The sequence below is a fragment of the Sphingomonas mangrovi genome (assembly GCF_047975845.1).
GTDB lineage: Bacteria > Pseudomonadota > Alphaproteobacteria > Sphingomonadales > Sphingomonadaceae > Sphingomonas.
On sequence record NZ_JBIUCZ010000022.1, the window covers coordinates 1 to 14,372 of the forward strand.

Here is a 14,372-nt window from a genome sequence, read left to right on the forward strand (position 1 = left end):
CGCACACCGTTCCGCATACGAGAGCTGTCGGTACCTGGTTCCCATCGCAACACCTCAACCTGGTGTTGCACTTCGTTTGTGAACTCGGGGCATCCATTCGCGCTCCGCGTCTGCATCTGGCGAAGCGGCAATGGATCCTGACTTCCGTCAGGATGACCGGTAAAGCGCGGACGGTCGTCGAGAGCCGGCCCGCCTCCCAATCACGCCTTGCCGGCGTAGATCATCCGGCCTTCGCCCAGCATCGCGAACACCTGCGGCAGGTCCTGCTCGCCGACAGCGAAGCAGCCCTGGCTGCGGCCGAGCATGCCGTGGCTCTGGATCATGTCCGGATTGGCATACCAGGCGCCGTGGATCACGATCGCCCGCGAGCGCGCGTTGTCGTTGGTCGAATCGAGCCCGACGATGCGCTGCGAACGACCGTGCTTGCCGACGTAATAATCGGCAGTCACGAACGCGCCCTGGCAGGTCGCGTTCGAGTTCGGCTCGTTCGAGAAGCGCTGCAGCATGCCCGAGTGCGACGGGTCCGATCCGCTGCCGTGCGCGACGAGCATCGCCGTGACTTCGCCCTGCTCCAGGTCGATGAACTGGAACCGGTGTTCGCTCGACGGCGCGTCGAAGTCGGCGATGGCGATGCGGTCGCGACGGCGGACGCGGTCGCCATGCGTGTCAAGCGCTGCGATCGCGCGGTCGAACAGCTCCGGCTGCACGCCGCGCGGCGCGCGCACGCTCGCTGCCTTGGGTTCGGCGAAGATCCGCCGGCGCACCGGCGTCGGAACGGGCTTGGGCGCCACGCGGTCCGCGGAGCCGACGGTGCTGCGCGTCACCGCGAACGCGGCAAGCGCAGCGGCCGAGCCCAGGATCGCACGGCGCGAGCGAACGGTGTCGTCGAATTGCATCCAGCCTCCAAATCGATTGCTTCGGACGGCGGCCAAAGGCCTGCTTTCGTCCACAAGTATCTAATTTGGGGAACTTTTTTGCAATTTCAACCGAACGGGTCCGGTGCCCGGCCCGCCGCAGCCCGGGTTCGGGTCAGGCCATCGGGGCCATCGCCCGCGTGATCGCGCCCTTCAGCTGGTCGCCCGTGAATGGCTTGGTCAGGACGGGGAGTGGCACGGTGCCGTCCTCGACATCGGCGAAGCCGGTGACGAGAATCGCGGGGAGGCCGGGGCGGCGTTCGCTCGCCAGCCGGAACAGGTCGAGCCCGGAAATCTCCGGCATCGCATAGTCGGTGACCATCAGGTCGACCTCCGCATCGCTGTCGAGCGCGTGCAGCGCCGCCTCGGCACCGTCCGCCTCGACCACCTGGTGCCCCGCGGCGGTGAGGTGCGCCACCAGCACCGCGCGCACTTCGGCATCGTCCTCCACCGCGAGCACGCGCAGGCATGGCGTCTCCGTGCCGGGGGCTGCCATGCAATCCGGCAGGTCGACCGGATCGAGCCGCGGGAACCACAGCGCGACGGTGGTGCCTTCGCCGACGCGGCTGTCGATGGTGACGGTGCCGCCCGACGCCTCGGCCATCGCGCGCACCATCGGCAGGCCCAGGCCGGTGCCTTCGCCGTGGGGCTTGGTGGTGAAAAACGGTTCGAAGACGCGATCGCGCAAATGCTCGGCGATGCCCGCGCCCTGGTCGCGCACGGCGATGCGGATGCACTCGCCCGCGTCCGGCAGCTCGGGCGGGGCGGGGACGCGGGCGGTGGAGACGACGATCTCGCCGCCGTTCGCCATCGCGTCGCGCGCGTTGATGCACAGGTTGACGACCGCGAGCTCGAACTGCCCCGGATCGGCATGGATCGCGCCGTCGGCGGCGAGATCGAGCGCGAGCGACACGCGCCCGGCCATCGTCCGCGCGATCAGCTCCTCCAGCTCGCGGATCGCCACGTCCGGCTCGAAGGTCTCGGCCGCCAGGTCGCGCTGCCGGCTGAAGCTCAGCAGCCGGCGGGTGATCGCCGATCCGCGTCCCGCCGCCGACCGCGCGTTGGCGAGGAAGCGCGCGAGCCGATCGGGCTTGTCGAGCGAGCGTTCGGCAAGCTCCAGATTGCCGAGGATTGCGGCGAGCAGGTTGTTGAAATCATGCGCGATGCCGCCGGCGAGCGTGCCCAGCGCCTGGAGCTTCTCGGCCTGGTGCAGCCGGCGTGCCGCGTTGCGGCGCTCGGTCTCGTCGGACTCGATCTTGAGCAGGTGACGCTCGCTGCCGCTGTCGCCGAACGGAATGCGGCGGACCCGCGTCCAGCGTTCCTCCTGCTCCGCGCCGCCGCTCTGCAGGTCCTCCTCGGAATAGCTGCCGCTGGCGAGCGCCTGTTCGTCCTTGTCGCGCGCGCCGCCCGGTGCCGCATCCGCATCGTGGTTGCCGCGAATCACCCGATGGCGGCGGTCGAGCACCGAGATGCGATCGCTCGACGCGTCCATCAGCCCGGCGAAGGCGGACTGTTCGAAGCGCAGCGCCGCGCGCAGCCGCTGGCGCTCGGCGGCGGCGGCAACCATCGCCAGCAGCGCCTCGGGCTCCCACGGCTTGGCGGCATAGCCGCTGATCGCGCCCTCGTTGACGGCCGAGATCACCGCGGACAGATCGGCGTAGCCGGTCAGCAGGATCGCGTCGGCGTCGCTGAACGGGCGCGCGCGGGACAGGAACACGTTGCCCGGCATCTCCGGCATGCGCTGGTCGGAGATGATCACCGCCACGTCCGGGTTCGCGCGGATCAAGTCGAGCGCGTCCACCGGCGAGGTGCTGGACAGCAGCTCGTAGCGCTCCTCCAGCAAGTCCTCCAGCGCGACGAGAATTTCCTGCTCGTCGTCGACGATCAGGATCTTGGGCAGTTCGGAGTGAGGGGCGTCGGTCATTGGCGTTGCATCGGTACCGCTAACCGGAAGCGCGCGCCACCTTCTTCACCCGATTCGATCGTGATTGCGCCACCGTGCGACCGCACGACGCCATAGGCGATCGCGAGGCCGAGCCCGGTGCCCGAGCCGACGTCCTTGGTGGTGAAGAAGGGTTCGAACACCCGCTCCCGTACCTCCGGCGGAATGCCGGGGCCGTTGTCGGTGATGGTGATGACGAAATGCTCGTCCTCGGTCGTGGTCTCGATCACGATCCGGCCGCGGTCGGGATCGATCGCGTCGACCGCGTTGGAGATGATGTTCATCACCACCTGGTTGACGAGCGCGGGCGAGCTTTCGAGCGTGCGGACCGGGCCGTAGCGGCGCTCGATGCGGACGGCCGCCGGGGTCTTGGGCTTGAGCAGCGTCAGCACCGCATCGATCGCCTCGGGGATGTCGACGAGCGACCATTCGCCGTCGTCGAGCCGCGAGAAGCGGCGGAGCTTCACCACCAGATCCTGGATCCGCACCAGTCCGGTACGGATCGATTCGAGCCGGTTGGCCGCCTTGGCGAGCGGCTTGTCGCGCGCGGTGCCCTCGGCGGTCATCGCCTCGCGCACGGCGCGCTCCACGGTCGACTGATGCGCGAGGATGAAGGCGAGGGGGTTGTTGATCTCGTGCGCGATGCCCGCGACCAGTTCGCCCAGCGACGCCATCTTGGCGGACTGCACCAGCTGCGCCTGGGTCGCGCGCAGCTGGGCGTTCGCGGCTTCCAGATCGCGGTTGGCGGCGGCGAGCGCCTCGCTCGCCTGCGCTTCGGCACGGGCATGCGCGAGCGCCAGCTCGCGCTCGCGCTCGCGCGCGGCGCCGGCGGCCTCGTCGTCGCGGGCGAGCTTGCGCCGCAGGATCGCGCGGATGCGGACCAGCAGCATGTCGCGGTCCTCGCCGCTGGGCAGCACGTCGTCCGCGCCGACCGCGAGGCCGGCGAGCGTGGTCGAGGCATCGGACAGCTCGGCGAGCGCGGCGATCTCGAAGTCGGCGGCGTGCGCCTGGCGATAGCCGTCGAGCGCGCGGACCCAGGCGAACGGGTCCTCCTCCGCGTCGACGACGGTGCCGACGAGCACGCCGTCGAACGCATGGCCCGCGACCTGCGCCAGCATCGCCGCCTCGCTCTCGGCGACGCTGACGGTGTGACCGTCGCCGGTGAGCAGCCCGCGCAGGAACTCGCGATAGATCGGGTCGGCGACCGCCACCAGCAGCCGCGCCTGGCGGAAGCCGCCGGTGGTGCTGGCGCCGGCACCCGGCACCGCGCGCCGCTGGCGCAGCAGCGAGCGCATCCGCGACACCAGCAGCTGTGGCCCGCTCGCCTTGGGTACATAGGCGTTGGCGCCGCTGTCGAGCCCCTGCCGCTCCACCTCGCTCGCCGAATCGCTGGTGAGCATGATGATCGGCAGCGTGCGGGTGTGGCCGGTCTGGCGCAGGATGCGCACCAGCTCGTCGCCGTTCATGCCGGGCAGGCGATAGTCGACGACCAGCAGGTCGGGCAGCGCCTCGTTGAGGCTCACCAGCGCATCCTCGGCGGTGCGGGTGCGATCGACGGTGAAGCCGAACCCCTCCAGCGTGCGGCGGAACACCAGCGCCTGGGTGTCCGAATCCTCGACCAGCAGCAGGTGGGGCGCGGCTTCGTCGCTCATTGCACGCGCTCTCGCGCCATCAGCCGGCGCAGGTGCGGCGCGATGAGGTCGAGCGGCAGCGCCAGCGCTCCCTGGCGCACCGCGGCGGCGGGCATGCCGTTGACCACCGCGCTGCTCTCATGCTCGGCGATCGCGGCTCCGCCCGCCTCGACCAGCTGGCGCACGCCCGCCGCGCCATCGTCGCCCATACCGGTCAGCACCACTGCGAGTGCGGCACCGTCGAGCGCAGCGGCGGCGCTGCCGAACAGCACGGTCGCCGCCGGTCGCTGGCCGCCGATGGGCGCGGCATCGGACAGCGCGATCTTCCCCGACGGCATCATCGTCAGATGGCGGTCGCCGGGGGCGACGTAGATGGTGCCGGGCTGCGGCATCACGCCGATGCGCGCGAGCTCGACCTGCTGCGGCACGACGCTGTCGAGCCACTGGGCAAAGCCTTCCATGAAGGCGCCGCCCATGTGCTGGACCAGCAGCACCGGCAACGGCAGCTCGGCGGGCAGGCCGGCGAACAGGCGGGCGAGCGCCTGCGGCCCGCCGGTCGAGGCGGCGCACAGCAGTACGCGCGGCTGCACCCGCGGGCGCCCGACGGTGGGGCTGCTCGTCGGGGTGCCGCGCATCCGTCGGCGCACCACCGCCACCTGGCTCATGATCGTCAGCTGGGTGCGGATTTCCTGGGCGATGCTGCGATATTCGGGATCGGCGACGCCGACCGGCTTCTCCACCGCAGCGAGCGCGCCGGCGCGCAGCGCGTCCATCGTCGGGTTGAGCTGGGTACGGTCGAAGCTCGCCGAGATCACGACGATCGGGGTCGGCTGCTCCGCCATGATCTGGCGGGTGGCCTCCAGCCCGTCCATGCCGGGCAGGCGGATGTCCATCGAGATCACGTCGGGGCGGATCGCCGCCAGCTGCGCGAGCGCCTCTTCGGCACTCGCCACGGCGGCAGCGACCTCAAGCCGCGGGTCGCCCGCGACGATGTGACTGAGCAGGGTGCGGACGACGAGCGAATCCTCGACGATCATCACGCGGATCGGACGCGGTTCCATCGGCTAGACCAGCTGCTGGACGACCGAGATCAGAGTTCCCTGGTCGAATTCCTGCTTGGTCACATAGGCGTTCGCACCCAGCGACAGGCCACGTTCGATATCGTCGGGGCTGTTGCGCGATGTCATCATAACGACCGGAAGCGTTTGCAACGCAGGATCGTTCCGTATCGCGGTCAGCAAACCGAAGCCGTCCATCCGCGGCATCTCGACATCGGCGACGACCAGGTCGATCGCGTCCATTCCGGATCGCAACCGCTCGAGCCCGGCGAGGCCGTCGACCGCGATCAGCACGCGATAGCCCTGCGCCTCCAGGATGCTCTTCTCGAGCGTGCGCGTGGTGATCGAATCGTCCACCACCAGCACGGTGCGCTGCACCGGCCGCGCAGCCGGTGCGACCCGCGGCTGGCGGCGCGGCCCGGCCGCGTCGGCGGCGAGCAGCGCTTCGGGCTCGAGCACCAGCGCGACGCCGTCTTCCAGCAGCACCGTGCCCCACACCATCGGCACGTCGGCGGCGACGGCAGTGGGATCGCCCACCACCAGCGAGCGGACGTCGTCGAGCGCGTCGACCAGCAGCACCCGGCGCTGGTCGGCGCCCTCGACGATCAGCGCCGGGCGGGCGCCGTCGCCCGGCTCGCCGGCGGGCAGCCCGAGCAGATCGGCGAGTTCGACGACGGGCAGCGGTTCGCCGTCGAGCATCAGCACCGCGCCGCCCTCGGTGCGGTCGAAGGCATCCGGCGTCAGCCGCAGCACGCGGTCGACGTTGGCGGCGGGCAGCGCGTGGCGGGTGCCGCCCGCCTCGACCAGCAGCAGCGCCTGACGGGCGAGCGCGAGCGGGAGCGACAGCCGGATCTCGGTGCCGGTGGGACGGCCGGGCAGGATGCGGACGCGACCGTGCAGCCGCCGCACCGTCTCGGCCACCACCGACAGGCCGATCCCGCGCCCCGACACCTCGTCGACGGTCCGGCTGGTCGAAAAGCCCTGCTCGAACAGCAGTGAATAGAGCGCGCGGCGCGAGGGGGTGGGGGCACCCGGCGCGATCAGCCCGGCCTCGCGGGCGCGCGCCTCGATCGCCTTGGGGTCGAGACCGGCACCGTCGTCCCGGATGACGATGTTGAGCCGGCCGCGATCGGTGGTGGGGGTGACGCGGATCGAGCCGCCCTCGGGCTTGCCGGCGCGGGTGCGTGCGGCCGGCGTCTCGATGCCGTGGCTGATCGCGTTGCGCAGCAGGTGGAGCAGCGGCTCGCGCAATGCCTGGAGGACGCGGCGATCCGCTTCCGCCTCGATCGGCTCCATCGTCAGTTCCGCGAACTTGCCCTGGCTGGCGGCGAGTTCGCGGACCATCCGCTCGTGCCCCTCGAACAGCGTCGCGACCGGCAGGAGCAGGATGCGTTCGGCATCGCGCTCGATCTCGGACGCCGCGCGCTCCAGCGACCAGCGCTGGCGGCCCAGTTCGCGCCGCAGCCGCTCGGTGGCGCCGACCAGCCGCGCGATGCGGCGCGCGACTTCGCCGTCGAGAGTGGCGGGCATGTCGGCCAGCTCGGCGGCGAGCGCGTCCACCATCTCGGTGAGCTGGTCCTGGCCGGCGACCTGGTTGGACAGGTCGTGGACCGAGCGCGCGAGCCGCTCGACGTGCCGCCCGGCGACATGGACGCGGTCGCTCGGCGCGTTCGCTGCGCCCGGCAGCGGCGTTGCGGAGGGGACGGCAGCGTCGGGAGCGGTGTCGCCGGTGCCGTCGCCGGCGCGGGCGCCGTCCTCGATCGCATCGGCCAGGCTGCGCAGCGCCGCGAGGGTGGTGCCGTCCAGCGTCCGCTCGCCGCGTTCGACCGCGAGCAGGATCGTCTCGGCCTCGTGCGCCGCCGCCTCGGTCTGCGGCAGGTCGACCGCACGCGCCGCGCCCTTCAGGCTGTGGGTGCGGCGGCTGAACTCGCGCAGGTCGACCTGCCGCCCGGCGGCGGCATCCGCCAGCGCCTCGCGGATGCCGGCCATGTGCTCGGCGAGTTCCGCGGCAAAGGCCGCGAGCAGTTCTGCGCGAAGCGCGTCCATCGGCCCCGCCTCAGACGCGATAGCGCTCGGTCAGCCCCACCAGCGTGCGCGACAGCTGCGCGAGGTCGCCGGCCGCCTGGTCGAGCTGGCGGGTGCTCGCGGCGGTCTGCTGGCTCGCCTGACGGATGTTCTGCAGCGCGATCGTCACCTGCTCGATGCCGATCTGCTGCTGGTTGGTGGAGGCGACGATCTGCTGGAAGGTGTGGACGTTCTCCTGCACCCGCGTCGCCAGCTCGTTGATCGCCGACTGGCTGGCGTCGGTGCGTTCCTTGCCCGACGCGACGCGCTTCACCGCCTCCTCGGTGAGCATCACCGACGCGTTGATGCCGCGCTGGATATCGCCCAGGATCGAGCGGACGTTGCGCGTCGCCGACTTCGCCTGGTCGGCGAGCGTCTTCATCTCCGCCGCGACGATCGCGAAGCTGCGGCCCTGCTCGCCCGCCGCCGCCGCCTCGATCGAGGCGTTGAGCGCCAGCAGGTGCGAGCGTTCGGAGACGTCGTTCACGGTCGCGATGATGTCGCCGATCGTCTGGGTCTTTTCCGACAGCGCGACGATGTTGCTCGCCACCGCCTCGGCCTGTTCGCGGATCGCGTCCATCGCGCGGGCCGTGTCGTGGACGGCGGTGCGGCCGGTGTCGCTGGTCTGCGCGGTCGCCTGCGCGGCGGCGATCACTTCCTGCGCGCGCAGCGTGATCTGCGCGCCCGAATGGGTGATCTCGTCGACCGTGGCGGCGGTTTCCTGCACCGCGGCGAGCTGTTCCTCGACCGACGCGGCCTGCTCCTGGGTGGAGGCACGGATTTCGGTCGCGGCGGCGTTCAGATCCTCGGTCGCGGCGCGGCTCTGGCGAGCCATGTCGCGCAGGCCGACCACCATGCTGTTGAGCGTGGCTCCCATCTGGCCGAGTTCGTCGACGCCGGTGATGCGCGTCTCGCCCGACAGGTCGCCTTCGCCGATCCGGCCGGCGAAGCCCATGAACTCGGTGAGCGGTCCGCTGACGGAGCGGCGGATGGTGTAGGCGACGACGATGCTGACGATGCTCGCGAGCAGCAGCCCGATCAGGATCGAGGCGCGGGTGCGGTCGTACACGTCCTGCGTCGCCTGACGCCCTGCCTCGATCGTATCGCCGACGGTGCCGCGGACCTGCGCCAGCGCCTGCGACAGCGCCAGATGCTGGCGGTCGATCGCCTGGCCGGCGTCCATCGCACCGGCGACGTCGCCGGCTTCGAGCAGTTCGAGCTGGCGGGCGCTCGCCGGCCGCAGCCGGTCGTAGATAGACTGTACCGAGGCCGCGCCGTCGAACAGCTCGCGCCATTGCTCGATCCGGCCCTGGTTGGTGGCGGTGTCGCGATATTCGGCCGCGGTGGTCGTGAGCTTCGTCAGCGCTTCCGCGGTCTCGTTGGCGCGCGCCTGCCATTCGGCGGTGTCCTCGTGGATGCCGCGGCCGGCACGCATGCCGTGCATCACCGCGAGCAGCCGCGCCTCGCGCATCCGCGCCTCGGTACGGGCGATCGTGTCGACCTGGAGGATCGTCGCATAGTCGCGCTGGACGATGCGGTCGACGTTGGAACGGACCACGCCGACCTGCTGCAGCGCATAGAGCCCCAGCGCGATCAGAATGACCGTGATGATGCCGAACCCGGCGACGATCCGAGTGGAAACCGACAAGGCGTTATCCTTCCTGCACAGTGCGGGCGAGCAGCCGCTGGATCAGCAGCGCGGTGTCGACGACGGCCAGTCGCTGGCCGTCGTCCGCTTCGACGAAACGGGTGGTAGCGTCGCCGCCGGCAGTACCGGAGTCGACGATGGTGGCGGCGCCGGTGACGGCGGAGACCTGAAGCGCGACGCGCGGTGCCGGGTGGCGCAGCACCAGCATCACGCGGCCCGCCTCGGCGGGGCTGGCGATCCGCAGCGCACGCGCCGGATCGAACAGGTTGAGCACCGCGCCGCGCCAGGCGATCAGCCCGAGCAGCGCCGCCGGCGCGCCGGGAACCGCCGTCACCCGCGGGATGGTGGCGACCTCGGCCAGGTCGGTGAGCGGCGTGGCATACAACTCGTCGCCCAGCGTCCAGCTGAGCACCGGCGTCCGCGCGCGGCGGTCGGCCGCTTCGAGCGGGGCGAGCGCACGCTGGCGCTCCGCGAGGATCGCGGCGACCGCTTCCGCATCGAGGAAGGGGGCTGCGACGCGCACGTCGCCCGGCATGCTCATGCCGGAACGCCCGCGGTCGCGCGCACCGCGGCGACCATCCCGCCGGCGGTCATGCCGTCGCCCTCGCGCAGCTCGGCGTCGGGCGCCAGGCCCGTCGCGGCGCGCGCGGCGTTGCGCAGCGCGCGCATGCCCTCCGCGTCGCGTCCGTGGGCGAGCAGGTGCCGGCCGAGAAGATAATGCGCCATAGCGAACCCGTTATCGAGATATAGCGCGCTGCGAAATCCCCGCTCTGCACGCGCGCCGTCGCCGAGCGCCAAGGCACCCAGTGCGGCGAGATAGTGCGCGACCGGATCGCGCGGCGTGGCGATCGCCTCCTGCTCGGCCAGCCGCAGCGCTTCCCCGGCGTCTCCGCGCGACAGCGCCGAGCGGACGTCGCCGCTGCCGTCCTCGCGTGCGGCCGGGGACGGCGAGGGCGCGGGGGGCGGCGGGATGGGCGTGCGCGGACGCGGTGCGGGCGTCGGGGCGGGCGGGGGCGCAGGCGGCAGCGGCGATGCCGGCACGGCTGCCGGCTGCTGCGGCGCATCGAGCCGCGCATAGGCGAGCACCCCGTCGATCTGGACCGGGCGGGCGACCTCGGCGAAGTCGGGATTGGGTTCGGCATGGCCGATGAACAGCAGTCCGTCGGGCGCGAGGCGCCGCACCAGCGCTCCGACGAGCTGCTTGGCGACGTCGCTGCGGAAATAGATCAGCACGTTGCGGCACAGGATGAGGTCGAACTCGCTGAACTGCAGCGGGGCGTCGTCGTCCAGCAACGCCATCATGTTGGCATGTTCGAACCGGGCGAGCCCGCGGTAGCGGGCCTTGAGACGCCAGCGCTCGCCCTCGCGATCGAACAGCCGCGCGCGTTCCTGCTCGCCGAGCGTGCGCAGCGCCCAGGCGGTGTAGCGCGCTTCCCGCGCCGCGGCGATCGCGGCCTCGTCGATGTCGGTGCCGGTGATGCCGATCTTCCATTCGGCGACCGCGTCGCCCAGCAGGTCGCGCACCAGGATGGCGACCGAGTGCGCCTCGGCGCCCGTCGAGCAGCCGACGCTCCACATCCGCAACTGGCGCTTCGTCCGCCGGTCGGCGATCAGTTTCGGGAGCACGCACCGGCGCAGCACGTCGAACTGTTCGGCGAAACGGAAGAAGAAGGTCTCGTTGATCGTGATCGCGCTTTCCAGCGCGCGCCATTCGTCAGGTCCGGCGCCGGGGTCGGCGAGCCGGCCGGCATAATCGGCCAGGCTGTCGCAATCGTTCGCCGCCATGCGGCGCGCGACGTGCTCGAACAGCTGGTCGTCCTTGTCGACGTAATAATGGTGGCCGGTGCGCTCGACGATCCGCGCCTTGATCTGCGCGAAGCTGGGGTCGTCGAGCGGCGCTGCCGGCAGCGCGCGGCGGGTCTTCGGGCTCACCCGTCGGCCCATTCGGCGGCGCGCGCGTCGGCATGGGTGGCGAGCGCCGCCAGCCGGTCGCGTTCCGCCTCGCTCAGCAGCCGCGCAAGCGACAGCAGGTGCGCGGGGCCGTCGTCCAGCGTGAGCTCGGCCAGGATCGCGCCGTTGTGGCTCGCCTCCGGATCGACCGGCCGGATCGCCTCGGGCTCGGGCGCGACCATGTCCTCGACGCGGTCGACCAGCAGGCAAGGGGTGACCGCCGCATCGCCGCGCGGGCGGATCAGATGGGCGAACAGGTCGAGCGTGCCGAGCGTCGCGCCCGTGTCGAACAGCAGCGCCGGGGCCAGCACGGGCAGCGTCTCCCCGCGCACGTCGACGAACCCGGCGAGCGGGCGCGGCAGCGTCGGCGGGCGCGCGATCGGCAGCAGCGGCAGCACCTCGCGCACCTCGCGCGCCGGCAAGGCGAGCCGGTGGTCGCCGGCGCGGAACAGCAGCAGCGGATCGGAGGCACGGTGGGGCATCGCGCGCTGCTATAACGCGGTCGATACGGTCCGTCTGCCCCGTCGCCGGCGTCTTTCGGCGCCGGCACGGACTTCCTATCTCAGACCGCGATGGCAGATCAGCTGGACTTGTTCGGAACCCCGCTGCTGCCGGGGCTGGCCTATCGCGAGGCGGTGGTGGACGCGGCGGAGGAAGCCGCGTTGATCGCGGCGATCGACGCGTGCGACCTCACCCCGTTCCGATTCCAGGGCTGGACCGGCAAGCGGCTCACCACGTCGTTCGGCTGGAGCTATGATTTCGAGCGCGGCGGAATTGCGGCCGACGCGCCGATTCCGGAGTTCCTGCGTCCGCTACGCGATCGCGCCGCGGCCTTCGCCGGCCTGCCCGTCGAACTGCTCGAGCAGGTGCTGCTGATCCGCTACGATCCGGGCGCGGGGATCGGCTGGCATCGCGACCGGCCGATGTTCGACCATGTCGTCGGGGTGTCGCTCGGCGTGCCGGCGGTGCTGCGGCTGCGGCGGCGCACCGCGGGCGGCTTCGACCGGCGGAGCCTGCCGCTCGCGCCGCGCTCAATCTACCATCTGTCGGGCGAGGCGCGGCACGATTGGGAACATGGCATCGCGGCGATGGACCGGACCCGCTGGTCGGTCACCTTCCGCAGCCTGTCCACCCTGGGCCGGCGCGCGGCGGCGCGAGCCCAGGGCTGACGGTTCACTCCGCGGTCGCGTCCTTGGGCTTGCGGCCGCGCGGCTTGGCTGCGCCGTTGGTGCCGTTCTCCGCCTCGCTGCTGCGCGGCTTGCGGCCGAGGCCGATGCGCTTCGCCATGTCGCGACGGCTCTGCGAATAGGTTTCGGCGACCATCGGATAGTCGGCCTTCAGGTTGTAGCGCTCGCGATACTGTTCGGGCGTCAGGCCGTGGCCGGCAAGATGGCGGCGCAGCGTCTTGTACGGCTTCCCGTCGATCATCGACAGGATGTGATCCTTCGACGCCAGCGACTTCCGGACGGAGACGGCCGGGGTATGTTCTTCGTTCGAAGCGGTTTCGGCCTGCTCCGAAGGTGCCGCGTTGCTCAGGCCCAGCACGGTCGAGTGCATCGTCTGCAGGAACGTCGGCACGTCCTCGGCAGCAACGCGGTTGTTGGCATTGTTGAGCCAGGCGATGGTGAGTTCGGTGGCAAGCTCCACCGCGTTCAGTTCGGAAACGTCTTCGGCCATGGGGAAATCTCCTGATCAGGGAAGCACACTGAGGGTCTTATATGCGCTTCGTCAAACTTTGTAGGGGTCGGGCAAACAGTTTTTGCGGATGCACGCCCGACGACCGGCGTGGCGCCGCCTTCGCGCGAACAGCAGCAGTCGGCCTTCGGTTCGATGAGCAATCCAGGTCGATCGGGATCGAGCACGGGATCGAAGCCTTTTATGGTCGATGCGTTCGGTCGCTGTCAATTGCCGGCAAATGCTGCCGCGCCGCCGATACTACGCCGATGCACGCCATTATGAATTAAAATGGATCAAATTGTGGTGGGCTAAGATCAAGCCTTGTGCAGGATCCCTGCGCGCGTCGAAGACAGGGGCCTTGTCTATCCCGCAAATGCAATGCGTCAACCCTCGGCCGCCGATCGACGCGCGTGTTCGATCAGCGCCAGGCCGGTGATCGCGTCCCCGCAATCGACCGGCGCCGCGCCACCATCCATTGCTATTGCAACTTGTTCGTAGAACTGGCGCCAGTCGCCGCGTGCACTCGGCACCGGTGTGGTTGCTCCGTCGGGGTCGCTCAGCAGGCCCCAAGCGCCTTGGTCTTCCTCGCCATATCCGGCGGCGGCGGGGCTGCCGCCCGCGCGCAGCACCGCCTCCTGCGGATCGATGCCGTATTTCACGAAGCTGCCGCGCGTTCCGTGCAGCGCGAAGCGCGGGCGCGGCGCCGCGACCAGGGAGGCAGCGGCGACGATCACCCGGCGGGTGCCGTAGTGCAGCGTCACCTCGAAATAATCGTCGACGCTCGCCGCGACGCGCTGGCTCGCGATGTCGGCGGAGACCGCGTCCGGCCGCCCGAACAGGCACAGCGCCTGGTCGATCAGATGCGGCCCCAGGTCCGCGAGCAATCCGGCGCCTGGCTGCGGCGTCTCGCGCCAGCCCTGCTTGATCGCCGGGCGGAAACGGTCCCAGCGCAGCTCGGCCAGCGCGATCTCGCCGAGCGTGCCGTCGCGCAGCAGGCTTCTGATGGTCAGGAAATCGGCGTCCCAGCGGCGGTTGTGGAACACGGTGCACAGGCGGCCGCGTGCCTCGGCAAGTGCCGCCACGGCGCGTGCGTCGTCCGCGGTCAACGCGAACGGCTTGTCGACGACGACGTGCTTGCCCGCCTCCAGCGCCGCGCGCGCAAGCGGGGCATGGCTGTCGTTGGGGGTGGCGATCACCACCAGGTCGATGGCCGGGTCGGCAAACAACTGCTCGGGCGTCGCGAGCACGCGCGCCTCGGGATGCTGTTCGGCGACTTCCTGCGCGCGGGAGGTGACCACCGCCGCCAGTCGCAGCGCCGGCACGGCGGCGAGCAGCGGCGCATGAAAGGCGCGACCGGCGAGGCCGAAGCCGATCAGTCCAACATGATGCATGGTGCGTCTCCTCGTTGTGGCGCTCGCGCGGGGTGCCATTATCTTCGATTGGAGCGCAAGGAACGGAGTGCGCGCGGCCGTTGCGCGGAGCAGGGAA

Annotated in this window: 12 protein-coding genes; 1 reads left to right on the top strand and 11 read right to left on the bottom strand. The window is 70.9% G+C overall.

The window, feature by feature from the left end; genetic code table 11:
- Positions 1-200: 200 nt before the first annotated feature.
- The 9 genes from ACBY01_RS11320 to ACBY01_RS11360 all read right to left on the bottom strand — a co-directional run bounded on the left by ACBY01_RS11320 (position 201) and on the right by ACBY01_RS11360 (position 11,689).
- A complete protein-coding gene (locus tag ACBY01_RS11320; protein ID WP_416460957.1) occupies positions 201-896 on the bottom strand; it encodes a murein L,D-transpeptidase catalytic domain family protein in 696 nt (231 codons plus the stop codon).
- Positions 897-1,029: 133 nt separating this feature from the next.
- Entirely contained in the window at positions 1,030-2,838 is a 1,809-nt protein-coding gene (locus ACBY01_RS11325) for a response regulator (protein ID WP_416460958.1), read from the bottom strand.
- Positions 2,835-4,508 carry an ATP-binding protein gene (locus tag ACBY01_RS11330; RefSeq protein WP_416460959.1) on the bottom strand — a complete coding sequence of 558 codons (1,674 nt, stop codon included), beginning with the start codon at positions 4,506-4,508 and terminating at the stop codon, positions 2,835-2,837. The genes ACBY01_RS11325 and ACBY01_RS11330 overlap by 4 nt, the downstream gene beginning before the upstream one ends.
- Positions 4,505-5,548 (bottom strand): chemotaxis protein CheB, encoded by a 1,044-nt coding sequence (locus tag ACBY01_RS11335; RefSeq protein ID WP_416460961.1) that lies wholly within the window; start codon positions 5,546-5,548, stop codon positions 4,505-4,507. The genes ACBY01_RS11330 and ACBY01_RS11335 overlap by 4 nt, the downstream gene beginning before the upstream one ends.
- 3 nt (positions 5,549-5,551) lie before the next feature.
- Positions 5,552-7,591: a hybrid sensor histidine kinase/response regulator gene (locus ACBY01_RS11340; protein ID WP_416460963.1), complete on the bottom strand. Its 2,040-nt coding sequence runs from the start codon at positions 7,589-7,591 to the stop codon at positions 5,552-5,554.
- 10 nt (positions 7,592-7,601) lie between these two features.
- Entirely contained in the window at positions 7,602-9,257 is a 1,656-nt protein-coding gene (locus ACBY01_RS11345) for a methyl-accepting chemotaxis protein (protein WP_416460964.1), read from the bottom strand.
- A 4-nt stretch (positions 9,258-9,261) separates the two neighbouring features.
- A complete protein-coding gene (locus ACBY01_RS11350; protein ID WP_416460965.1) occupies positions 9,262-9,798 on the bottom strand; it encodes a chemotaxis protein CheW in 537 nt (178 codons plus the stop codon).
- Entirely contained in the window at positions 9,795-11,189 is a 1,395-nt protein-coding gene (locus ACBY01_RS11355) for a CheR family methyltransferase (protein ID WP_416460966.1), read from the bottom strand. The genes ACBY01_RS11350 and ACBY01_RS11355 overlap by 4 nt, the downstream gene beginning before the upstream one ends.
- Entirely contained in the window at positions 11,186-11,689 is a 504-nt protein-coding gene (locus ACBY01_RS11360; protein ID WP_416460967.1) for a chemotaxis protein CheW, read from the bottom strand. Before ACBY01_RS11360 ends, ACBY01_RS11355 begins: the two co-directional genes overlap by 4 nt.
- 90 nt (positions 11,690-11,779) lie before the next feature.
- Between ACBY01_RS11360 and ACBY01_RS11365 the strand changes: the two genes are divergently transcribed.
- Entirely contained in the window at positions 11,780-12,376 is a 597-nt protein-coding gene (locus ACBY01_RS11365) for an alpha-ketoglutarate-dependent dioxygenase AlkB (RefSeq protein WP_416460968.1), read from the top strand.
- A gap of 4 nt (positions 12,377-12,380) precedes the next feature.
- Here the strand turns inward: ACBY01_RS11365 and ACBY01_RS11370 are convergent, their stop codons facing one another.
- A complete protein-coding gene (locus ACBY01_RS11370) occupies positions 12,381-12,884 on the bottom strand; it encodes a Ros/MucR family transcriptional regulator (RefSeq protein WP_416460969.1) in 504 nt (167 codons plus the stop codon).
- A 383-nt stretch (positions 12,885-13,267) separates the two neighbouring features.
- The gene (locus ACBY01_RS11375) at positions 13,268-14,275 is read right to left on the bottom strand and encodes an oxidoreductase (RefSeq protein WP_416460970.1); all 1,008 of its coding nucleotides are present in this window, start codon (positions 14,273-14,275) and stop codon (positions 13,268-13,270) included.
- Between the last annotated feature and the right edge of the window lie 97 nt (positions 14,276-14,372).

Coding starts and splice junctions, on each gene's coding strand:
- ACBY01_RS11320 (WP_416460957.1), bottom strand. CDS start 896: ATGCAATTCGACGACACCGTTCGCTCGCGCCGTGCGATCCTGGGCTCG.
- ACBY01_RS11325 (WP_416460958.1), bottom strand. CDS start 2,838: ATGACCGACGCCCCTCACTCCGAACTGCCCAAGATCCTGATCGTCGAC.
- ACBY01_RS11330 (WP_416460959.1), bottom strand. CDS start 4,508: ATGAGCGACGAAGCCGCGCCCCACCTGCTGCTGGTCGAGGATTCGGAC.
- ACBY01_RS11335 (WP_416460961.1), bottom strand. CDS start 5,548: ATGGAACCGCGTCCGATCCGCGTGATGATCGTCGAGGATTCGCTCGTC.
- ACBY01_RS11340 (WP_416460963.1), bottom strand. CDS start 7,591: ATGGACGCGCTTCGCGCAGAACTGCTCGCGGCCTTTGCCGCGGAACTC.
- ACBY01_RS11350 (WP_416460965.1), bottom strand. CDS start 9,798: ATGAGCATGCCGGGCGACGTGCGCGTCGCAGCCCCCTTCCTCGATGCG.
- ACBY01_RS11360 (WP_416460967.1), bottom strand. CDS start 11,689: ATGCCCCACCGTGCCTCCGATCCGCTGCTGCTGTTCCGCGCCGGCGAC.
- ACBY01_RS11365 (WP_416460968.1), top strand. CDS start 11,780: ATGGCAGATCAGCTGGACTTGTTCGGAACCCCGCTGCTGCCGGGGCTG.
- ACBY01_RS11370 (WP_416460969.1), bottom strand. CDS start 12,884: ATGGCCGAAGACGTTTCCGAACTGAACGCGGTGGAGCTTGCCACCGAA.
- ACBY01_RS11375 (WP_416460970.1), bottom strand. CDS start 14,275: ATGCATCATGTTGGACTGATCGGCTTCGGCCTCGCCGGTCGCGCCTTT.